15 protein-coding genes and 2 rRNA genes are annotated in these 24179 nt (G+C 34.5%); 5 read left to right on the forward strand and 12 right to left on the reverse strand.

Features of this window, described 5'->3' with window-relative positions; translation table 11 throughout:
• Positions 1 to 33 precede the first annotated feature (33 nt).
• From ACQH1W_RS04305 to odhB, 5 genes are all read right to left on the reverse strand, one after another.
• Positions 34 to 639: a VUT family protein gene (locus ACQH1W_RS04305; RefSeq protein WP_425360949.1), complete on the reverse strand. Its 606-nt coding sequence runs from the start codon at positions 637 to 639 to the stop codon at positions 34 to 36.
• A gap of 268 nt (positions 640 to 907) precedes the next feature.
• Positions 908 to 1022, reverse strand: a 5S ribosomal RNA gene (gene rrf, locus ACQH1W_RS04310).
• A 155-nt stretch (positions 1023 to 1177) separates the two neighbouring features.
• Positions 1178 to 3956 (reverse strand): 23S ribosomal RNA (locus ACQH1W_RS04315).
• 198 nt (positions 3957 to 4154) lie between these two features.
• Positions 4155 to 8606 carry a pentapeptide repeat-containing protein gene (locus ACQH1W_RS04320; protein WP_425360950.1) on the reverse strand — a complete coding sequence of 1484 codons (4452 nt, stop codon included), beginning with the start codon at positions 8604 to 8606 and terminating at the stop codon, positions 4155 to 4157.
• 21 nt (positions 8607 to 8627) lie between these two features.
• Positions 8628 to 9827 carry a 2-oxoglutarate dehydrogenase complex dihydrolipoyllysine-residue succinyltransferase gene (gene odhB, locus ACQH1W_RS04325; RefSeq protein ID WP_425361202.1) on the reverse strand — a complete coding sequence of 400 codons (1200 nt, stop codon included), beginning with the start codon at positions 9825 to 9827 and terminating at the stop codon, positions 8628 to 8630.
• A 193-nt stretch (positions 9828 to 10020) separates the two neighbouring features.
• Here odhB and ACQH1W_RS04330 point away from each other — a divergent pair, with 193 nt between their 5' ends.
• Complete coding sequence (locus ACQH1W_RS04330; protein ID WP_425360951.1) at positions 10021 to 10644, forward strand: hypothetical protein; 624 nt, start codon at positions 10021 to 10023, stop codon at positions 10642 to 10644.
• A 141-nt stretch (positions 10645 to 10785) separates the two neighbouring features.
• Here ACQH1W_RS04330 and ACQH1W_RS04335 read toward each other — a convergent pair whose 3' ends face one another.
• The 3 genes from ACQH1W_RS04335 to fabD all read right to left on the reverse strand — a co-directional run bounded on the left by ACQH1W_RS04335 (position 10786) and on the right by fabD (position 14925).
• The gene (locus ACQH1W_RS04335) at positions 10786 to 11778 is read right to left on the reverse strand and encodes a ribonucleotide-diphosphate reductase subunit beta (protein ID WP_342278953.1); all 993 of its coding nucleotides are present in this window, start codon (positions 11776 to 11778) and stop codon (positions 10786 to 10788) included.
• Between the two features lie 316 nt (positions 11779 to 12094).
• Positions 12095 to 13924, reverse strand: coding sequence for a ribonucleoside-diphosphate reductase subunit alpha (locus tag ACQH1W_RS04340; RefSeq protein WP_375332574.1), 1830 nt, complete (start codon positions 13922 to 13924; stop codon positions 12095 to 12097).
• Between the two features lie 71 nt (positions 13925 to 13995).
• Positions 13996 to 14925, reverse strand: coding sequence for an ACP S-malonyltransferase (fabD, locus tag ACQH1W_RS04345; protein ID WP_375332575.1), 930 nt, complete (start codon positions 14923 to 14925; stop codon positions 13996 to 13998).
• Positions 14926 to 14960: 35 nt separating this feature from the next.
• On the opposite strand from fabD, the gene ACQH1W_RS04350 reads away from it, so the two are divergent.
• The 4 genes from ACQH1W_RS04350 (at position 14961) to ACQH1W_RS04365 (ending at position 20189) form a co-directional block, all read left to right on the forward strand.
• Positions 14961 to 16922: a lytic transglycosylase domain-containing protein gene (locus ACQH1W_RS04350; protein ID WP_375333230.1), complete on the forward strand. Its 1962-nt coding sequence runs from the start codon at positions 14961 to 14963 to the stop codon at positions 16920 to 16922.
• 93 nt (positions 16923 to 17015) lie between these two features.
• A complete protein-coding gene (gene rpmH / locus ACQH1W_RS04355) occupies positions 17016 to 17150 on the forward strand; it encodes a 50S ribosomal protein L34 (protein ID WP_341748129.1) in 135 nt (44 codons plus the stop codon).
• A 3-nt stretch (positions 17151 to 17153) separates the two neighbouring features.
• Positions 17154 to 17564, forward strand: coding sequence for a ribonuclease P protein component (rnpA, locus tag ACQH1W_RS04360; RefSeq protein ID WP_341748130.1), 411 nt, complete (start codon positions 17154 to 17156; stop codon positions 17562 to 17564).
• A 372-nt stretch (positions 17565 to 17936) separates the two neighbouring features.
• On the forward strand, positions 17937 to 20189 hold the full coding sequence (locus ACQH1W_RS04365) for a tetratricopeptide repeat protein (protein WP_425360952.1): 2253 nt from the start codon (positions 17937 to 17939) through the stop codon (positions 20187 to 20189).
• 204 nt (positions 20190 to 20393) lie between these two features.
• On the opposite strand, the gene ACQH1W_RS04370 is transcribed toward ACQH1W_RS04365, so the two are convergent.
• The 4 genes from ACQH1W_RS04370 to sdhD are packed head-to-tail and all read right to left on the reverse strand — an operon-like array spanning position 20394 to position 24170.
• Complete coding sequence (locus ACQH1W_RS04370) at positions 20394 to 21038, reverse strand: histidine phosphotransferase family protein (protein WP_375332578.1); 645 nt, start codon at positions 21036 to 21038, stop codon at positions 20394 to 20396.
• Positions 21039 to 21042: 4 nt separating this feature from the next.
• Positions 21043 to 22833, reverse strand: coding sequence for a succinate dehydrogenase flavoprotein subunit (gene sdhA, locus ACQH1W_RS04375; RefSeq protein WP_375332579.1), 1791 nt, complete (start codon positions 22831 to 22833; stop codon positions 21043 to 21045).
• Between the two features lie 38 nt (positions 22834 to 22871).
• Positions 22872 to 23765, reverse strand: coding sequence for a HEPN domain-containing protein (locus ACQH1W_RS04380; protein ID WP_341762826.1), 894 nt, complete (start codon positions 23763 to 23765; stop codon positions 22872 to 22874).
• Between the two features lie 21 nt (positions 23766 to 23786).
• Positions 23787 to 24170: a succinate dehydrogenase, hydrophobic membrane anchor protein gene (sdhD, locus tag ACQH1W_RS04385; RefSeq protein WP_425360953.1), complete on the reverse strand. Its 384-nt coding sequence runs from the start codon at positions 24168 to 24170 to the stop codon at positions 23787 to 23789.
• Positions 24171 to 24179 lie beyond the last annotated feature (9 nt).

The following is a 24179-nucleotide window of genomic DNA, read 5'->3' on the forward strand; positions in this document are numbered from 1 at the left end:
AATCATAGCAGTATACTCAGCTATATTTCTTACTCAAAAATTCTTCAGTTCGCGGGTACTCCTATTATTGCAATATACTTTTTGGACTAAAAATGACCCCAAAAATATACATATATAAACTGTTAATGAATATGCACATTTAAATAATACTTCTTTTAAAAACATCGACAAAACTCTACTTGTAGAGAATATATTTACAAAAAATCCTGACATCACAATGCCATCTACAACCGCACCCATCATTAAACCAGCAAAATTTCTTGTATTCAAAGAACATGTTGACTTGAGTTGTACAAATACACTTGTACTACAATATGTTGATAACAATATAGATACAAAAGATACAAGTATAATTCCATTAATAACACGACCATGAATATAATAATTGAAGTCCCATAACAAACAAAAGCTTACTATTATACACAACGTTACAGCAATCCAAGCTTTTTTCCTACCATATAGTTCAGATATGATATTTGCAGTTACAGCTAAAAATACAAATACTAAAGAACACTGAGATATTTTATTAAAAAGATTTAATGAATAAGTGAATATACCAAGTAGTATTACTAGTAGTATGTAAAACTTAGTGTTAATATTGTTCATATTACCTCCTTCTTTTTGTTCTAATTTTATCAAATAATATGGATTATTGTTAGTAGATAATTTAGTTGATTTTTTAAAACTTACTTTTTAAAAGACTTGCTTGCAAGAGTAGTTAAATGATTTGGAGAATTGGAACACAAAACAAATGTCTAATGACAATTTGTATACTCTTATGCTTTTAAGAATTGTTTTTTAAAAACATCAGGAACTCACGTATTACTTTAGTTTACCCCTCATTTTCAAATCCAATTCGTAGAATCATTTGAGTGTATATGGTCTTCATAAAAAATTTGCATTGCAAGCTTGGCAGCAACTTACTCTCCCATGCCTCAGGGCATAGTACCATCAGCACTACGAGGTTTCACGTTCGAGTTCGGTATGGGATCGGGTGTTTCACTCGTGCTATAACCACCAAGCTAGCAATACAAATTTTTTTGTATAATAGACTTTTTTAGACATTTATTCATAGAACCCTAATTTCAAAATAGGTCTAAAATTTGAGTTGTTGATAAAACTGAAAACCTTTTTATGTTTCTTGCAGAATTAATGCTGTACACAAGTACAACCTCAGCAAAGTAAAACAATCGAGCTATTAGTACCAGTTAGCTACACACGTTACCGTGCTTCCACACCTGGCCTATCAACGTGGTGGTCTTCCACGGCTCTGATAGGGAAGTCTAGTTTTGAGGTGGGTTTCCCGCTTAGATGCATTCAGCGGTTATCCCTTCCGTACTTAGCTACCCAGCTATGCCGCTGGCGCGACAACTGGTCCACCAGAGGTACGTCCACCTCGGTCCTCTCGTACTAAAGGCAGATCCTCTCAAACTTCCTACACCCACGGCAGATAGGGACCAAACTGTCTCACGACGTTCTAAACCCAGCTCACGTACCACTTTAATCGGCGAACAGCCGAACCCTTGGGACCTTCTCCAGCCCCAGGATGTGATGAGCCGACATCGAGGTGCCAAACGATTTCGTCGCTATGGACGCTTGGAAATCATCAGCCTGTTATCCCCGGAGTACCTTTTATTCGTTGAGTGATGGCCCTTCCACTCGGGACCACCAGATCACTATGACCGACTTTCGTCTCTGCTCGTCTTGTCAGACTCGCAGTCAGGCTAGCTTATGCCATTGCACTCTAACAGTTGATTTCCGACCAACCTGAGCTAACCATCGCGCGCCTCCGTTACTCTTTGGGAGGCGACCGCCCCAGTCAAACTACCCACCATGCATTGTCTCGGATCCTGATTCAAGGATCGCGGTTAGATATCAAGAATCAAAAGGGTGGTATCTCAAGGGTGACTCCACAGTGGCTTGCGCCACCACTTCATAGTCTCCCACCTATCCTGCACATCTAATTCCTAATACCAGTGCAAAGCTATAGTAAAGGTTCACGGGGTCTTTCCGTCTAACCGCGGGAACTCCGCATCTTCACGGAGAATTCAATTTCGCTGAGTCGATACTGGAGACAGCGGGGAAATCGTTACGCCATTCGTGCGGGTCGGAACTTACCCGACAAGGAATTTCGCTACCTTAGGACCGTCATAGTTACGGCCGCCGTTCACTGGGACTTCAATTCAGAGCTTGCACCCCTCCTCTTAATCTTCCAGCACTGGGCAGGCGTCAGACCCTATACTTCGTCTATTGACTTTGCAGAGCCCTGTGTTTTTAATAAACAGTCGCTACCCCCTAGTTTGTGCCACCTATAAATGGTTGCCCATTTACAGGTCATCCTTCTCCCGAAGTTACAGATGCAATTTGCCTAGTTCCTTCAGCATCGTTCTCTCAAGCGCCTAGGTATACTCTACCTGTCCACCTGTGTCGGTTTAGGGTACGGTCTTTAATGAGGGTGTTATTTCCTGGAAAATATTCACTGCACACGCAATCCAATAAGCGTATACAATTTACTATCTCCGTCACATCCCTCAGGTTCAGGAATATTAACCTGATTCCCATCGATTACGCCTTTCAGCCTCACCTTAGGGGCCGACTAAGCCTGCGCAGATTAACTTTACGCAGAAACCCTTGGACTTTCGGCGAGAATGTTTCTCACATTCTTTATCGCTACTTATGTCAGCATTCTCACTTCCGATACCTCCAGCAAACTTCACAGTTCACCTTCACAGGCCTACGGAACGCTCCGCTACCATTTGCACTATTAAAGTACAAATCCGCATCTTCGGTACATGACTTGAGCCCCGTTACATTGTTGGCGCAAGAAAACTTATTTAGACTAGTGAGCTATTACGCTTTCTTTAAATGATGGCTGCTTCTAAGCCAACATCCTAGTTGTTTTGGTTTTCTCACATCCTTTAACACTTAGTCATGATTTAGGGACCTTAGATGGCGGTCTGGGCTTTTTCCCTCTCGACTATGGACCTTAGCACCCACAGTCTGTCTGCTATGCTGTACTCGTCGACATTCGGAGTTTGGTTGAGTTTGGTAAGTCTGTAGGACCCCCTAGCTCATCCAGTGCTCTACCTTCGACGGTAATCGCTATAACGCTCTACCTAAATAGATTTCGCGGAGAACCAGCTATATCCGAGTTTGATTGGCCTTTCACCCCTAGCCACAACTCATCCCCTACTTTTTCAACAGTAGTGGGTTCGGTCCTTCAGCGGATATTACTCCACCTTCAACCTGGCCATGGCTAGATCACTCGGTTTCGGGTCTAATTCATCTAACTAAAGTCGCCCTATTCAGACTCGCTTTCGCTACGCCTACACCTAACGGCTTAAGCTTGCTAGATAAACTAAGTCGCTGACCCATTATACAAAAGGTACGCCGTCACAGAACATATAAACGAGCTTTAAAACTCAATGTCTGCTCCGACTGCTTGTAAGCATTCGGTTTCAGGTCTATTTCACTCCCCTTATCGGGGTTCTTTTCACCTTTCCCTCACGGTACTTGTTCACTATCGGTCACTAGAGAGTACTTAGGCTTAGAGGGTGGTCCCCCTATGTTCAAACAGGATTTCACGTGTCCCGCCTTACTCAAGGACTCCAAAACTTTTTACCTATAAGGGGCTATCACCCTCTATGGCCAACCTTTCCATGTTGTTCTAGTTTTTATTCTGAAGCCACTGGCCTAGTCCGCGTTCGCTCGTCACTACTAACGGAGTCTCGGTTGATGTCCTTTCCTCCAGCTACTGAGATATTTCAGTTCACTGGGTTTGCTTCGCATAGCTATGTATTCACTATACGATACCTGCTAAGCAGGTGGGTTTCCCCATTCGGAAATCTTCGGATCAAAGCTTATTCGCAGCTCCCCGAAGCTTATCGCAGCGTATTACGTCCTTCATCGCCTTCTAGTGCCAAGGCATCCACCAAATGCTCTTATTTTATTTACTTTGATTCTTTTAAAGCTTGAGATTGTACGATGTGTACAGAACTAATTCTGCTATTTTACAGTATCCACTCACGATCATAAATTTTTATTATCGTAGTAGGTATTTAGTTTTCAGTTTTATCAACTTTTCAAACAGCTACAGGATTTTTGCCCTGTGTGAAGTTTTATACCGATTATTCAGAACAATGTCAAACATTATTTTATCTGATTAACAGATTTGTTTGTCTTTCTTTGTTAGCATTTCTATCATATCTTTCTCTATGTTCATTTGACGATATTGTTTGACTTGCTTTAGGTACTGGTGGAACAACTTCTATTTTTTTTATAGTAGCTTTATGCAAATCTACATTTTTTAGCAAAGGATTTGATTTAACTTCTTCGCTTATATTCCCAACAACTCTTATATTATCTAAATTCATTGTTTTTTCCGGATGTTTTTTATTATATTTTTTAATTTCCGGAAGAAGTGTAGTTAAAGTATTACCATCAATGGTAGCTCCTTCAAAATCTATATGTTCTTTAAAAGTAACTCTCTTAAAAGAGCATTCTTTCAATTCAGCATTTTTCAGAGAACATTTTCCTAATGTCACTTCATTAAAATTAAATCCTTTAATTTCAAAATCATCTAATTTCATATCTACTTTTTCAAAAGATAATCCTCTCAAATCTTTATTATTTAAGGAATAATCAAGTATCGGTGAATAGTCAGATGAATTATTTCGACTATATTTCTCAGCCTGCTCCTGAAAGATGGAAGATAAATCTATTTTCTTGTCCGACTTAGCTATCACAAGAGGATTTGGCAAGACATCTTCAATAATTTGGTTCATTTTTTCACCAATTACTTTTTCACGTGTTGAATTAGACACAAAATGTTTTTGAAAATTATACTTCCAAAGGTTAACAGTAGCTCCTACAGCTAAACTTAGAACTTTTGTATCAGATAACAAATTAATCAATGGACGAACCATTGCACTATATTCTCCCTTCTTATATGAAGCCGTTATTGTTCCTACTTCCTTAGCATGATCCCCTAGCGCTTTAACAATTGCTTCACCTTTTAGTTTTAGTTTTTTACCCATCTCGGTTTCGTTTAAAAATTTCTCAACCACAGGACCAAGGTCTTTAGCATGTTTTATTAAAAGCTCAGGTATTTTTTCTTGAAAAACTTCTTTAACCTTAGGATTATCCTTATTAAACTTAATAAGAGAGTTTACTAATTTACCAACTTTTTCTGCTTGTTTGGATTCAGGTACGTTCATAACATCTTTAGTTTGCTCAATGATTCGCTCTAACCCCTCTTTGTCTGCTAAACAATTTTCAGTAAGTTCTGCTATTATCGGTAAAACATCAACAATAAATGGAATAGTTGCTGCTGTTGCATCACGTACAAATTTAGGATTCAGACCAAGATATCTTATATTTTGCTGCACTTCTGTTTTATCCAAAAATTCTAAAATATTCTTTTTATTATCAGAAAAATATTGTGGTAGAGTTGATTTTAAGGCAGGAGCTAGATCTTGAACAACCTTACTAGTATTATCTAAAATAGACAATATCATGGCTTTTTGCGTTCCTATTATTTCTTCTTTTCGAGTTGGAGATAAATTTTTATTAGTCAATAATTCCAAGCCCAAATCTTGATGTTTCATATAGAACTCATAGATCATGACCATTTCAGGAGTATGCTCTAATATCGTGCTACTTGCATTAGTTGCCAGTGATACAGTATCCCTAAAAAATTCTTTTGACACAAATCTAGTAAATTTATCGTCTAGAACATTCTCAGCAATTTTGGTAATTTCCTTTTGATTAGCTGGATCACGTAAAAACTCAACTAAATCTTTCTTAACTACTTCTGCTACTTTAGGGTTAATGAAGATTTCCAAAGCATTTTTAATGATATCACTCCCTGAATTTTTGTTAGAAATTATTAGATTCTTATAAATTTCTTGTACTTTTTTATTTGATTCTCCTTCTAATATGCCACCTCCTAATTTTAGCACCAACGGCACTATCCTTCTAATAAAATTTTTATCTACTCCATCAAATATATCAGGATTAACTCTACTAGCTTCTGTAGGTGAAATCATTGGAGCGGGATTTAACACAGCTCCTAAAACTGGCAACAAAACACGCTGAGCGATCTGATCTTTTAATAGATCAGATCGTGCTTCATTCAGAGCAGGAATATATATATCAACCACTGAACCAGCTCCTTTGATTAGATTAGATACATGCTCTACTTGTTCTTTTTGTAATTTTTGCCTTTCTTCAATTAGCAACTTATCACTTAATAATTTTTCACTCACTTCTTGAAATTTCAGGAAATCAGCATATAGCTCATCATATAATAGCTTCTTTGTATCCAGCGGATTCCTAATAGCTGAAGGTACTATAGTAGCAATATCAAGAAGAAATGTCCCTGTCTCTTTTAATAAACCTACAGCGATGTGAGGTAAATTCTCTAATGTTAATTCTAATTGCTCCTCTTTTTTTACTTGCTCCAATTGTTTTTGCTCTTCTTGAAACTTCTGCGGGATAATTTCTTGACCATTCTGAATGAATGTGCCTTGTAAACCAATCAAATTTACGTCCACAATATCAGTATCAATATCGACCATAGCTTTAGACAAATCAGCCTTAGCTAACTTTGCCGCACGTAAATTAACCCCTTCTAACTTAACCTTTTCTGCTTGTACTTTTTCCAATATCGCTTGCTGCAATTTTGATTTTGTAAGATCACCATTCATGAATATTACTTCGGTAAAATCACCTTCCTGAGCGTCAATACTCCTCATTATGCTATTCGAGAAATCAGCCTTTTGTGCATGAACTTTTTTTAGTATACTATAACTTGCATTGATTCCTTTAGCCTTCGCTCCTTCCAAAACCGCCTCTGTTAAGTTAGCAAATTTGACCTCTACTCCTTCTAAAATTGCATTTCTGAAATTCGCCTTTTGTGCTTCCACCATATTTAGATTGGCATTAATAAAATTCACTCCTTCAGCATTAATCCTTCTTAGAATAGCTGCTTCTAAATTCGCTCCATCCAGCTTAGTCAAACCACTTAACTCAGCATCCGACAAATCTAATCCTTTTGCTTCTATGTTCTGCAATATAGTATCTTTAAATTTTGCTTTATGTGCTTCAGCCTTTTCCATCAAAGCATTAGACAAATCACTCTCTATAATTTGACACTCTGTTAAAACAGCTTTATCTAATATTGCATGCTGCATTTGTATTCTTCGTAAATCTGCTGAGATTAAAGAAATACCTTGCAAATCTGCCTGATTAAATGTTGAATCAGTCAATTTTGCGTTATTCCATTTACCATTTTTTATATTCGCATAATCAAAGTTGGAGTTATTTATCACAACCTCTTGACCATTAGAACGAGCCATAAAAGCATGTGTAAACTGACTATTATCAACGACTGCCTGACTTAAATTACTATTAAAAAAATTCGCGTTATCTGCTTTAGAGCCTAAAAAATTAGCTCCTACAAGTTCTGCACTCTCAAAACTCGCTTCACTAATATTAGCTTCCTTAAAAATAGCTCTAGATAAATCAGCTCCTGCAAATACAGCACCCCGCAAGTCTGCTCCTGAGAAATCTAAACCAGATAAATCAACTCTGCCAGGCAATGCATTATTGTTAACAACAGCTCCCCTCATGAAAGAAGCACTAACTTTAGGTGAACAATCTGCAACAATTCTTGCTGTTAATTTTATCTTCGATGGCTCTAATTTGGTTTTAGCAAAATCATTTAAACTTAAATCCTTATTGCTTTTCCTTATTTCTAAATACTCCACTACATCATTGCGAGTAAGACGCACATATTGTACTTCTCCATCTCTCTGACTCTTAGTTGACCCACGTATGTAAGCTGGATCAAAACTACACCTACTACCAAAAATATTCTTAAATGTTTCGTGCATTGGATTATCTTTTTTAGGAAATGTCTTTTTCTCAGTCATTAACGTTAGTTCTTCTTGTAACCTATCATATTCCTGGTTTTTAGTTTTAAATCCCGCCTTAACCAATATAGCTTGTGGATAACTCAAGCTCTTATATGCATTGTCTAATTCTGTTTTTTTATTATCTATAAGATCTTGTTGTTCTTTTTCTCGTACCGAAGTACTTTTTATATCAGCATATTTCCTACCTAAAACATGAGTAGTACTAAATTTTATACCATCAATATCTTTCGATTTATCTGTTTGAGAGTATCCTTTATAGCTATCAGAAAACCTACAATTAGCAAGGTCAGCTCCTCTGAAATCTACGCTTCTTAAGACAGTATCTTCGAAATAAGCATTGTCAAAATCAACATCACAAAACACCGCATCAGCTAAATTACATCCTGTAAAAGTAGTATTTTTAAATATACAACCAGTAAAATCTCCTCCGCTTAGGTCTATTACATTATCAGATCTACTAAAAGTCCTATCTGATAAATCTGCTACTACTACATTATTATCTGAAAAATATTTTTCCTTTAAATACTGGTTAAGGCTTAAACCTCCCTTGGGATCATCTGCCAAAACTGCATGCTGAGCTGTGATATAATCCTTTATATCCTCGCTAGTAGGACGAAATTTTTCAATCTTAACAGCGAGATCATAGAAAACAGGTTTATTTTTCACCATAACTTATACTCCTTCTTTGTATTAAAGATTTAATAACAATTTCTCAGGATTCTCAATCAATCCCTTTATTTTTACAAGAAAAGTAACTGCTTCTTTGCCATCAATAATACGATGATCATAAGATAAAGCAATGTACATCATGGGACGTATTTCTATCTTACCATTAACCACTACTGGTCTTTCTTCGGTCTTGTGAAGGCCTAAAATACCGGATTGAGGAGGGTTAATAATCGGAGTTGATAATAGTGATCCATAAACACCGCCATTTGAAATGGTAAATGTTCCACCTGATAAATCAGACATAGATAATTTTCCTTCTCTAGCCTTTTTACCCAAACCAGCAATTTCTTTCTCAACCTTAGCAAAACTCAATTTGTCAGCCTGCCTAACTATTGGCACTACTAGACCTTGCTCTGTCCCTACTGCAACACCAATATCATAATAATTCTTATACAGAATCTCATCCCCTTCTATCTCGGCGTTTACCGATGGAACTGCTTTAAGAGCTTCAATAGTAGCTTTTACAAAAAATGACATAAATCCCAGCTTAACGCCATGCTTCTTCTCAAACTCTTCACGATACTGCATACGCAAATTAATAACTTTCAACATATCAATTTCATTAAAAGTAGTTAGAATAGCTGCAGTATTTTGTGATTGTTTCAAACGATCTGCTATAGTTTTACGAAGACGTGACATTTTAACACGCTCAACCATCCCTTCATTTGCCCGTACAACATTGGCTATAACATTGTTTATAACAGGTAATTCTGTTTCTTTTGCAGGCGGGGTATTTATGAACTCTAGTACATCTCCCTTGGTCACTCTGCCTTCTCGACCAGTACCTTTTATGTCAGCTAATTGCAGTTTATTTTCGCTCACTAATCTTTGCACCGAGGGCGGAACATCAATCTTGTTTATACTTGCAGGTTGTTGTTGTATCTCTTTGTCTAGTGTACTAGGTGAAGCTACACTAGAAATTGCTCCTTCGGTAATTTGTCCTACGCTCTCACCCACATATACTGTATCGCCCTCATTCTTAAGTATTTTGCTTATTACACCAGAGGAAAGTGCATGTACTGCTAACGTAACTTTCTCTGTCTCAAGTTCTAAAAGTAGCTCATCCACTTTTACTACATCTCCTTGTTTTTTATGCCATTTAGCAATAGCCGCTTCTGATACAGACTCTCCAAGAGATGGAACTATAATTTCAATACTCATAATTATTTTATTCTCCCAATTATATTCTATTATACTATTATTTATATCTTGCACTAATAACAAAAATTGTTTTAACACTCAAATGATGTTAAAAACATCTATCTATAAAACATTTATTTTTTTGCAGTCATTTTAATATACTATTATTTTATTTACCACTAATATATATCCATAGAATATTATAGGGAATGAAATGAAAGATCGGAAAGAAATTGAGCCATACATGGCATATAAGCCTACTCAGGTATATAATGTCTTGAAAGATTTATCTAGAAAGCAAGGATATACACTATCAGCAGAGACGTATGAAAATCCGGGTAATCCTGAGAATAAAATCAATTATTATCTTAAAAATGACAATAATTATATCACTGTCCCATCTCATGAGGCTCAAAAAGGTAGTACGCTTACAACAACTGCAGCCCCATTAAAGGATACACTTGGAGTATTAAACCAAAATCCTAACTGGAAGAAAGCAATAATTCCTATTTGTCAGTCTAACAAATATTTTTTTGGACTTCTGACAAGGAAACACTTCACATATTTAGAACTTAATAAAGATAATGCTGGCAATATAACATCTCATCATCAGGATTCCAAAGGATGGCTTAGCCGTTTCTACCCACTAAAACCAATTAGAGACTCACTAGAAGAAACATTTGGAAAAGATAGAGTTACCTTTAAATCATCATATCTAGGTCATCAAAAAATAGCTGATAATATAAATTGCGGTCGATTCATCCTGTCTTATATAAAAAACGTTATTACTGGTGATCCTGCTAAAAATAAATCCTCAAACTCAGACAAGTTTATTTAGCGATTTTGACACAACAATTAACAAACCACCTAAGGAGGAAAAGATTTTACCTAAAGCTAAAGTCCCAACACCAAAACCCCCAAATATGGTAGACCACGTATCACGCATTAGTAGAAAACCTAATAATCCAGCAAGAACACATTAAGAAGTCGTACCACTCTTCCTATCATCCATCTCAGCAAATACATCTTCCCACGATCCAGTAGTTGCAGCTTTGGTATATTCGGTCACCCTTCCTTCAAAGAAATTAGTATGTTCAGCACCGTTTAAGATTTCATCAAGCCAAGGCAACGGATTAGTATCAATTAAATAAATCTCTTTAAGCCCAAGCTGCATTAATCTGCGATCGGCAATATAACGAATATATTGTCTTACTTCTCTAGCTGTCAGCCCTTCAATACCACCAACTTCAAACGCCAGTTCAATAAAGGCATCTTCAAAATGCACAATAGTAGCACACGCTTCATAAAGACGGCTACGAAGCTCTTCAGTCCATACTTCAGGGTTTTCTCTAATAAAAGTTTTAAATAACATAATGATAGAATCAGTATGTAACGTCTCATCCCTTACTGACCAACTAATAATTTGCCCCATACCTTTCATTTTATTAAAACGAGGAAAATTAAGTAAAATAACAAATGAAGCAAATAGTTGTAATCCTTCAGTAAATGCTCCAAATACTGCTAAAGTAGTAGCAATATCTTCTTTAGTTTCTACACCGAAACGCTGCATATAGTCGTATTTATCTTTCATTTCTCTATATTTGAGAAATGCTGAATATTCAGTTTCTGGCATACCTACGGTATCAAGCAGATGAGAATAAGCAGCAATATGAATTGTTTCCATATTAGAAAACGCTGATAACATCATCAGTACTTCCGTTGGCTTAAATACCCTAGAGTAATGTTTCATATAACAATTATTTACTTCAATATCAGCTTGAGTAAAGAAACGAAATATTTGAGTTAATAAATGTTTTTCTCCTGGACTTAAATTATATTTCCAGTCTTTTAGATCATCAGCTAGCGGCACTTCCTCTGGTAACCAATGAATTCGTTGTTGAATATGCCACGCTTCATAAGCCCATGGATAAGAAAATGGTTTGTAGATTGGACTGGCATTAAGTAAAGACATATTATATTTCCTTTTTAAGTATACTACTATAAAACGTCTATTAGCGAGGAGACCGTAGCACAACTGTTGAAAGTTAGTAAATACAGCTTTCCTATGCGTTATTGCGAGGAGGCTGTAAGGCCGACGAAGCAATCCAGTAACATCATTTATCTATAGATTGTTTCGCTTACGCTCGCAATGACGGTTTAAGCCTTACAACAGTGCTTCGCTAATAGACGATTTTTTAACTTTCAACAGTTGTGGAGACCGTAGGTATAATTTCACCGAATTTGGGATAAGAATTGACAAATTCTTATCCCGAATTCGCGTATATTCATTACTGACAGGATAAACATTCATCATAAGACACAACTTCTTTTTCTCGTTTTTTCTTATTATCTCTTTCAATATCTTGAAAATCCGCTTTCTTGACATCGTGTGATACTTTATCAGCTCTTTGAATTGAGGTTGATCTACAATAATATAAACTCTTAACCCCTTTTTTCCAAGCTCTAAAATGGATATTATTTAAATACATCTTACTTACATTACCTGCTAAGAAAACATTTAGAGATTGAGATTGTGAAATATGTGGTGTCCTATCTGCTGCTAGATCAATAAGCCAATTTTGATCAATCTCATAAGCAGTTCTGAAAACATCTTTTTCATGGTTGGATAAAAAGGTTAGATGTTGAACTGAGCCTTCATGAGTTGCAATTGATGACCAAACCTGCTCATTATTAAAACCTTTGGTGCTTAACAGCTTTTCTAAATATTTGTTACGTACATTAAAAGATCCAGTAAGAGTCTTTTGGACAAAACTATTAGCAGCAAATGGTTCAATTCCAGGCGAACTATTGCCAGCAATAATAGAGATTGATGCCGTAGGAGCAATAGCTGTTTTATTACTAAACCGTTCGTTAATATCTACTTCAGCTGCATCGAGGCAAGCACCACGTTCATCAGATAGAACTACTGAAGCTTTATCAACTTCTTTATGAATATGTTCAAATATTTGATTATTCCAAACCTTTGCCATTACCGACTCTATTGGTACATCCTTTAATTGTAGGAATGAGTGAAAACCCATAACACCTAACCCTACGCTACGTTCACGCATTGCTGAATATTTAGCTCGCTCCATGGTACTAGGTGCTTTAGTAATAAAATCTTCAAGTACATTATCTAAAAAACGCATTACAGTAGGAATAAACTCGGGGTCATTTTGCCAATCATCAAAATATTCTAAATTTACAGAAGACAAACAACACACAGCGGTTCTAACCTTACCCAAATGATCAGTGCCAGTTGGCAGGGTAATCTCGCTACAAAGATTAGAAGTTTTTACCTGTAACCCAAGTTTTTTATGATGCTGCGGAATATATTTATTGACAGTATCAATAAATAAAATATAGGGTTCTCCAGTTTCTATTCTAGTAGTTAGTAACTTAACCCACAAATCTCTAGCCTTAACTTCACGTACAACTTTTTTAGTAGCAGGGCTGATTAATGGAAAATTTTCATCACTCTCAACTGCTTGCATAAATGCATCTGTTACAGCTATGCCGTGATGCATATTTAAAGCTTTACGATTAGTATCACCACCAGTATGGCGTCTTAAATCTATGAATTCCTCAATTTCAGGGTGATCAATTGGTAAATATATAGCAGCACTGCCACGTCTAATTGACCCTTGAGAAATAGCTAAAGTCATAGAATCAACAACCTTGACAAATGGAATAATGCCAGAAGAAGTACCTTTGCCTTTAATTGCCTCATTAATAGAACGAACATTGCCCCAATAGCTTCCTATACCACCACCACGTGAGGCTAACCAAACATTCTCAGTCCAAAGATCTACAATACCTTCTAAACTATCATCTGTTTCATTTAAAAAACAAGAGATAGGCATCCCTCTGTCAGTTCCACCGTTACTAAGAACCGGTGTAGCTGGCATAAACCACAACTTGCTTATGTACTCATATAATTGCTGGGCTGACTCTGCATTATCAGCATAATAGCTAGCTACTCTAGCAAATAGATCTTGAAACCCCTCTCCGGCTAGTAAGTATCTATCTTTTAGAACTGCTTTGCCAAAATTAGTCAGTAAATCATCTCGTTTCTTATCAATCTTTATAGGAAATTTAGTATTTGCTTGCGTTGCCATTATTATATTATCTTATTTTTTTAATTTAATTGAGATCATAGCAGATTTTTGTCTTAGCACTAATACCATAATCACACAATTTTTAAAAATTTTTCTAATTCTACAAGACTCGAAACATTAATCAAATCAAATTTATGGTCAGTTTTCTTTAGCATGTTCGTCAGAACCTTACCTGCACCTATTTCAACTATTTGCTCTATTTTCAGATTTTCCAATTCGTTTAAAGTTTGGCACCACCTCACCCTACCGCAAATTTGGGAAATTAAGTTTTGTTTTATCTCTATAGGGTTAGTTGTTGGTTTGGCTGTAACATTTTGCACCACCGGAACAAACGGTTTATTAATTACTACTTCGTCTAAAGCCTTTGCCATTTGCTCTTCTGCTGACTTCATCAAACTACAATGAAAAGGACTACTTACATTCAATTTAATAGCTTTATAGCCCAAATCTTTTACGATAGATATTACCTGCTCCACTGCTATAGTTTCACCACTGATGACTATTTGTCCGTCTATATTATCGTTGGCTATATCAAGGTTAGTAAACTCTTTTACGATCTTTTCAAGCTTTTCTAGAGGAATACCTATACACGCCGCCATTGAACCTTCACCTACTGGATAAGCCTCTTGCATAGACTTACTACGTATTGCTAGCAATTGGGTAGTTACTTGTATATCTATACTTTCCGCTGCACATAATGCACTATATTCTCCTAAAGAATGACCTGCAACATATAAACACAGGTTAGTAATATTTCTATTTGTTTGTTGTTTAATGACATTCAATATTGCCATAGACACTGCCATTAGTGCTGGTTGAGCATTGATAGTCAAAGTTAAATCTTCACTTGGTCCATTAAAAATAATATGACTTAATTTTCTTCCAAGAGTATTATCAACAATTTCAAATGTTTCTTTTGCCACTTGAAAGTTATCGTAGAATTCTTTTCCCATACCAACTATTTGTGACCCTTGACCTGGAAAGACAAATGCTCTATTCATAATAATACCATAATAATTTAATTTATCCACTGCCGATTATGAGAATTCCAACAATACTGTCAATAGTTTTAATCATTCTAAATTTATTAATATCAGAGTCAATGGCATTAGACTGTATTAAAGAAACTTTTATACATTTAGACAAAAAAGCATGGCAAGATTGTGAGAAGATGGCGAAGTCTTCAAAAGATAAAGCCTTAATCAAAATTATTATGTCTCAAAGATTCTTAGACCCGAATTATAAGAAAAATAGCTTTGAAGAGATAATAAAATTTATACAAAACAATCCCCACTGGCCACAAGTCGATAAACTAAAAGAGATGGCAGAACAATATTTAAACTATGACACAGACCAAGCTTTAATTGTAAACTGGTTTAGTGAAAACGAACCAATTACTGCCTTAGGCTATAAATTTTATGCTTTAGCCAGTAGAAAATTAATAAAAGATCCACAAAAATTAGCAAAGATTATAAAAAATGGTTGGATTTATGGGGTCTTCACGCAAGCAGAAGAAAGCAACTATTTGAGTAATTTCAAAAATATATTGTGTGAAGAAGATCATGTAAAAAAAATGGATGAATATTTATGGGCAGGGAACACGTGTAGTGCAAAAAAATATATGCATTATGTGAGTAATGGCTATAAACAAAATTTTATTGCTCAAATTGCTATATTAAATAAATCCAGTGATAGTGAGAAACTGTTTCAAGAAGTATCAGAAAAATATTATACCCCAGCTTTATTATTTCACTATTTGGATTCCAAGAAACAACAGATTCCTACCAGCCAAACTATTGCTCTATTTAAAAAAGTAAAGCAAGATAAAATACATTCCGCCTGTTGGACTCGTGTGCAATCTTATTATGCTAGAGAATTTATTGATCAGAAAGATTTTGCTAGTAGTTATAAGATAATTAGCATGCCAATTACTGTTGATCCCGAACATGTAAGAGAAGCAGAATGGCTTAGTGGCTGGCTTGCCCTTAGATTTTTGCATAAGCCTGACATTGCTTTAAGTCATTTTAACAAATTTATGAAAGTTGCAGCCAAGCCATTAAGCGTATCAAGGGGGCAATATTGGTTAGCTAGAACCTACGAAGCCAAAGGGGATAAAGAGCAAGCGAATAAATTTTATCATATGGCGAGTAAATATTCTTATACTTTTTATGGGCAATTGGCTAATATAGAAATTAACAGGCATCACCCTATTTTACCACAAAAGCCTACCTCCACTAAGCATAATAATGAAAATAGTGAAATTATTAGAGCCATAAAATATCTAATTAAATATGGTAAACATGATTTAGCTCTGTTATATGCTAAAACGGCTATTGAAAAATCATCAAAACCCTCTGAGATTTTATTAATTACCGATATAATTAGTACAAGGGGCAATACTTATCATACAGTAGAGGTAGCAAAAACTGCTTGTCAATATCATACTTTTATTAAGGATTATGCTTTCCCTACCCCTTATACTAAGGCAGTAAAAAATAGCCCCCTAGAACCAGCTTTAACATACAGTATTATGAGACAGGAATCGGTTTTTAATCAATACGTAATTAGTACAGCCAACGCTAAGGGTCTAATGCAAGTTTTAGAAAGACAAACTTGTGATATTGCTAAATCTATTGGCTGTAAATGTCATATTAAAAAATTAACTACTGACCCTAAATATAATATTATGCTAGGTACTAATCATTTTAAAGAATACTTACAACTATATAATGGTAATTATCTTTTAGCCATTGCAGCTTATAATGCTGGTCCTTGTAGAATCACAAGATGGATTAATCTGTTTGGTGATCCTCGTGACTTTAAAAATTTACGACAAATAATTGATTGGATTGAACTAATACCATATTATGAAACTAGAAATTATGCTCAACGTGTTTTGGAAAATCTGCAAGTTTATAGATCTATTATTAGTAAAAATAATAACTTAAAATTAAAACAAGATCTTTTAAAGACTAAAGATAATAAGAGAGAAATATAGCTATACCCTAGTTTTAAATAATGTTATTTAAGTTGACAGTTTAACATTATCTGACTATAAAGAAATATATTATTTCGTATTGGATATGAATTTATGAAACGTACATTTCAACCTAGCAATTTAGTAAGAAAAAGAAGACATGGATTTAGGGCAAGAATGGCAACTGTCGGCGGTAGAGAAATTTTAAGGAAACGCCGAGCAAAAGGCAGAAAAAAATTATCAGCGTAGTAAGTGCTTATCTCATCCCTAAAAAATCAGAAAGAATTTGACCTAGTTAATAAGTTAGGAAAAAAGTTCCATAGTCCTTATTTTATCACAATAATAGCAAAGAATTCTACTAAACTCTTTGCAAAACTAAATGTAAAAGGTAATATTGACAACCTATGTAAGAAATCTAGTGAGATTTTATATAATTCGTCAAATACATTACTTTTTGGCATGAAAGTCGGAAAAAAGTTAGGAAACGCTGTTATTCGTAATAAAATCAAAAGACGCATTAGGCATTTAGTTAGACTGCTAAGCAAGGAATCAAAATTCAAACAAAATAGTTGGGCAATGATAGTCATCCCTAGGAAAGGTTTTGAGCAAATTGAATTTGCAACTTTATTAAGTGAACTATACAAGATAGTCTCACAGGTGTAATCCTTACTGCATAAATTACCTCCTGCAATCAAAAGTTATCATTCGTATAAAAATATCATCCTAGCCTTGATGCGGAATCTAGCCCTTATTCAACCACCATCAAGTTACCCCAATTAGGGATAAGAATTAGTTAATTCTTATCCCTAATTCGCGTAAGTTAAGTTGAAAATAATTTAGATTGCATAATACTGATACTAGGCTAGTGGAATTTAGGTTCAGAATTAGCAAACAAACTTTCCTACTTTTTAATGATTTTTATTATTAATATTCAAACTGAAGTTGCGTTATTTTTGCTTATTCTTTATAGTTATTCGTATAATATGTTTTATACGTACCGTTAGGGCATAATTTATTTTTCAACAGTTTCATTATATGAAAAAATTTTTAACATTATTCATATTACTAATTATTTATAGTAATACTTTTGCTCAAAAACAAGTATCTAATTTAATCACCCCAGTTAGTTATTTTGTCAATCATGAGCAACAACTTAAAATCCTTGATGAACATTTAAGTAAATATAGACAAGCAAGTATAGTTGGTATTAGTGGTATAGGTAAAACTCAACTGATTAGGATGTATAGTTATGAGAATAAAAATAATTATGATCTAATTTGGTTTTTTGATTGTAACCTTGATTTTGATGAACAATTTGTTAAATTAGCAAAACAACTCAATATGGTTAAACAAACTAATATATCTGAAGAAGTTGCTTTAGCAAAAAAAGAAGTAATATCATATTTAACTGCTACTAATAAGTGGTTATTGGTGTTTGATAATTTAAAAGTTAATGAAAATAAGAAAGTACAAGATTTAATTGATTGGGAGCATAATGGTCAGGTCGTGTTTTGTTCGCAAGATAATGAAAAGTTATCTAATATTATAGCAATGCCCCTACTTGATGTGTCTACTATTGTAGCTTTAGCTAATAACTTATTAGACAATAAAAATAGCAATAATATCGAATTTTTAACGCAATCTTTTAGTGGTTATCCAATATTGATAGTGCAAGGAGCTCAATTACTTAACAAAGTTAAAGGTTTAGATAAAGAGGAATATAAAAAGAAAATTTATCAATCGACTGATAAAATAGCAACGAATATTAACATGGTTATTCAAGAATTAAAACCAAGTGCAATAAAGTTGTTGAATAAAATAGCTTTATTAAATAACCAAAGCTTCTCGAAACAGCTTCTTAGCACCATTACTGATCATAAAGATACTTTAGATGATGATATATATCAATTATCTAAATCTATGCTAATCAGTAATATTGATCCTAACAAAGATAACCCTATTTTTGAAATGCATGATATAGTTAGCAATAAAATAATGGAACTAAATGGTGATAATAATAAAATATATTTAGAAAATATGATTAGCAAATTACCTAAATTTAAAGGGTCTTATTCAGGATATGTGTGGAAAAGAGCCAAGACTATACTAGAAAACTTAGAAATTCTTTTAAAAAACTCTGAGAAATATAATATTAATCTATACTCAATACTTACCTTAAAGGCTGAGTTATTCTCTCTGTATATCAACCTTCATAATGCCAGCAAAGCACAACAAATGTTTGATTGGTTTAATCAAAAAGATAAAGAATTTAAATTGTGGAAAATGTCTGAAACTCAAAAATTTTATTATGCTAAGTACTTAGGACTAATAGGAGTGTGTCATATTGTGATATTCAGGAATTTTGAAACAGCGATTTCTTATATTACTAAATCATTAAATATTTTAGACAAGCTTGATAACGATGAAGCTACTTATTCCTGTAAATTTAATTTTTTTGTTTATACATCTACAGCTTATATATTTTTAGGTGAAATAAAACTAGCTAAAGAATTTCTTAAAGAGATGGAAAAATTAGCAAAACAAGGAATAATACAAGAAGCTGATATGTCTGCAATAGATTATATAAAAAGTGTATTATGTTGGCTACAAGGCAAATATAAAGAATCTTTAGACTTGGAAGGTGAAGCTACTGCACTACTTATAAAAAATGGATTGCATATTGATGACCTACTCATTATGGAGCTATATATATATATATATAAAATAAATATATTGAATTATCTTGGTAGATATCAAGAAGCTTATACTCAAGCTCAACAGCTATATGATATACATAAGCCCCTAAAGCATAAGGATAATAAAATATTTGCAGATATTTATATAGAAATGGCAAGAAGTCAATTAGGTTTAGGTAAAATAGATAAAGCTTATGAATACATTAATAATGCTATTTCTATATTGTTAGTACAGGAAAACTTAACCCCTGAGAGAACAAATTATTCTAAAAATCCGAGCTTAGCAGTAAGTTATGTAGTACAAGGTGATATCTTGTTTGCCCAAGATAGCCTTAAGCAAGCAATAGAATCTTATAAAAAAGCGTTTGTTATATATCATTATTTATATGGAAGTAGAAGTAAAAATGTTGCTCAAGTAAGTTATTTGTATAATCATGGAGCAAGAGCTGGCTGTAAAAGTAAAGATTTATATAATTATAAATTTTTTGGCAAGCCACAAATTAAGGAGTTTGGCATACACCATTCTAATACCGTTGATATGCTTGAATATTGTAAACAATATGACATGTATCTGTGGACCAAGAACAATTAAGCATTAAGGTTCTTAAATCGTTGGAATTTTATATTAAGTGGCAGCTCATCGCAACTACCTTAACACTGGTTCTATCTATGTAATTGCTAATAGAGATTTCCAACGAGTATACTCTTCTGCTTTGAAGAATTGTTTTTTGAAAATATCATAGATTCGCATGCGTAACTATACTATATGTACGCCTAGCATGCTCACCATTCATTTTCAAATCCAATTCTTCAAATCATTTGAGTATATATACTCCACTGAATCGGTTGATGGAGTAATAGCTAATTTATAACCATATTCCGTAATTAAGTAGTAAGTGTAATATTCATGAACATTTTCTATACTTACATCATCAATAGTTCTGTTTCCAAGCAAAATATCTGCTCTACCCTGATCAAGCCTGAGGTTTGGAGCTGTTACTACAATTTTTATACCAGTGAAATTGTCATTTTGCATCTCTAGTTCAACCTTAATAACAGCATCTCTGTATATATTGCTAGATGCTGTAACAATTAAACACATAATAATCTGAGCTATATTGTCATCGATATTTGTGCTGATTAACCTTGTGAACACTAGTTCAATATTATGATTTTTTGATTTTAAAAAATCAGTACTTAATCTATTAATTTCTGCAATAGCAATTTTGTTCCCCTCAGAAGCTAGAGAGTATAAATAACGATAAAACTGTAAATATCTCATAAGTCTATTTGTACTATCCTGAACCAGTTTAGTAGCTTTCTCTTGATACTCTATAGTTTTTATTAACCCAATGGCGTTATCTATAGCACCTATTGATCCTGCAAAATCATGACATATTTTTTCATTTAAAGCTTGGCATAATTTTAGTGAATTTAGCATATTCTTAATAAACTCGTTTAGCTGGCACAATGCTATCTACTTCATCTGTCAAAGTTGTAAGAATTACAGGTTTGTAATCTAACTTCACCTTACCTTGCTCATCAATCCAAGCAAGTGTATGTTTCATCCATGCTTCATCATTACGCTCTGGGTAATCTTCCCTAGAATGAGCCCCCCTACTTTCTTTTCTAGCCGCTGCAGAATGTACAGTAATTACCGCTTGATCTAATAAATTAGCTAGTTCTAATGCTTCAACCAAGTCGCTGTTCCATATTAATGATCTATCATTGACCTGAATATTTGCATATTCTTTTCTTGCCTGATCAATCATTTCTATTCCTTCATCTAGAACCTCTTGAGTTCTAAATACCGCTGCATGATTTTGCATGATTTTTTGCATTTTAAGTCTTAAGTCAGCTACTGGTAGACCTCCTTTAGCATGACGTATATTATCAAATCTGCTAATTATTTTATCTAATATAGACTCCGGCAAGCTTTTATGCTTTTGCCCTACTTTAACAATTTCAGCAGCTTTTTGTGCTGCGGCTCTACCAAATACTACTAAATCAAGCAGAGAGTTTGATCCCAAGCGATTGGCTCCGTGTACTGAAACACAAGCAGCTTCACCAATTGACATTAACCCAGGAATAATCTTATTATGATTATCCTGACCTTTATCAATCACCTGACCATGGTAATTTGTTGGTATTCCCCCCATATTATAATGCACTGTTGGTAATACAGGTATTGGCTGAAGGGTTACATCAATACCAGCAAAAATTTTAGCAGTCTCTGAAATACCGGGCAAACGTTCGTGAAGAATTTCCGGCGGCAAATGATCTAAATGTAAGAATACATGATCTTTATGCTCACCTACCCCCCTACCCTCTCTGATTTCCATAGTAATAGCTCTTGATACTACATCTCTTGAAGCAAGATCCTTAGCAGCGGGAGCATATCGTTCCATAAATCGCTCTCCATTAGAATTTACTAAATACCCACCTTCTCCTCTAGCACCTTCGGTAATTAAGCAACCAGCCCCATATATACCAGTTGGGTGGAATTGGACAAATTCCATATCTTGCAAGGCAATAGAACTTCTTGCTGCCATACCACCTCCATCACCAGTGCAAGTGTGAGCACTTGTCGCAGAAAAATAAGCTCTACCATACCCGCCAGTAGCTAGTACCACTAAGTGAGCATGGAAACAGTGAATTGTTCCGTCATCAAGATTCCAAGCAACTACCCCTACACATTCTCCATTATTCATTAATAAATCAAGGGCAAAATATTCGATAAAAAATTGGGCTTTATTTTTTAAAGCCTGTTGATATAAAGTATGTAATATTGCATGACCAGTACGATCTGCTGCAGCACAAGTCCTTTGAGCTGCTTGTCCCTTACCATAATTTGTTGTCATGCCACCAAAGGGGCGTTGATAAATTTTGCCTTCTTCTGTTCGAGAAAAAGGTACTCCATAATGCTCAAGCTCTAGCACTGCTGCAGCTGCATGTTTACACATATACTCAATTGCGTCTTGATCACCCAACCAATCCGAGCCTTTTACTGTATCGTACATGTGCCAACGCCAATCATCTTGCCCCATATTACCAAGAGAAGCACTAATGCCACCTTGGGCAGCCACAGTATGACTTCTAGTTGGGAAAACCTTGCTAATGCAAGCAGTATTTAAGCCCTCTTTTGCCATACCAAAAGTAGCCCTAAGACCAGCTCCACCTGCTCCAACTACCACTACATCAAATTCATGGTGGATAATATTATAAGATTTAGACATTTATATAAATTCCTTTTGTTACAGAATATATCATATATTTATTCTTGACTAAGCTTTTCCAAACAAATTTTTTCAGTAATTTTTTGCAATTTCTCTACCCGGTCGATCAAATAAAGCAACTGTTCCTTAGTTATCTTGTAGTTTTTGTCATATCTTGCTCTAACATAAGCATCACGAAGTAATGTAAAACATTCTTTTTGCTCTTCACTTTCATATGGAAATATTCGACAAAGGTCATGATAAAAAATCCGTGCGCTTTGGTTTAGTTCTAATAAATCATGTAATTTAGGTTTATAACCATCAAATACTAACAAAATAGCATTATAAAAACTCTCAGTAGCTTGATGAAGCAAAAAAGCTGATTCGCGATAATTGTCATCTTCAAAAAAAGCCTTGATTCCAATAAATAGTTTTTTTCCTCTACCAAACCAATTTTCATATTCTTCTGCAGCTATTGGTCTGCGATCGTGCCATGGCAAGTCCTTAGCTTCCGATAGTACAAATTCATCACTATCATATAGTAGAATTCCTTCTGTTCTAATATCACGAAAAAAATACTTACCTTTTTCAAGTTGGTCATTTACAAAGTGGATAGACTCAACTATTAGTGTCACGGATGGTTGTGTCATGGCCACTAATCGGTCTGTATTAATATCTATTGGGAATTTTCTTTCTAATCTTTTTTCTATATTATGTTTTAAGTTAATAGCTTGATATCCAGCATATTTTCTTTTCTTTAAGACCAATAACAGATCTATATCACTCTGATAATACTCCCTTGAGGATAGATCTTGTACCCAATCACCTCTAGCATAGGAGCCAAATAAAATTATCATTGCTATTTTTGATCTTCCAGAAGCTAGAATTTCTTGGACAATAATGTCTAATCTTTCTTTAATAACTAATGAACGTTTAGGTAATGTGGTTTTCATAAGATTATTTTTATTAATCCATCAGATTACTATAACATAAAATAATGCTACCACTAAGAATGCAATCGTTATAATGCAAAATATTTTAAGTAATATAATTAACCCTGTGCGAAGCTTAATACAACTAATATAATCTTCAATTACCACACACATACCAAGCATTGAATGATAGAAAGCGGTAATAAGCAATATTCCTAAAGGGACAATATTGTAAGGTCTTTGTAAAATACTAACAAAATGAGTAAAACCCTCTCCAGTAGTATATTTAATAAAAAATATTAGCCAAATAGAACAAATTGCCAAAATAATAGCTGTTATTCTTTGATGCAACCAGTGACTCGAACCACTTTTTGCCGAACCAACCCCTTTAGCTTTTGCCAAATCTGTCCTTAAATTATTATTCATATAGAGGCC

The sequence above is a fragment of the Candidatus Tisiphia endosymbiont of Stenodema calcarata genome, from assembly GCF_964030695.1.
In the GTDB taxonomy this organism is placed as follows: Bacteria; Pseudomonadota; Alphaproteobacteria; order Rickettsiales; family Rickettsiaceae; genus Tisiphia.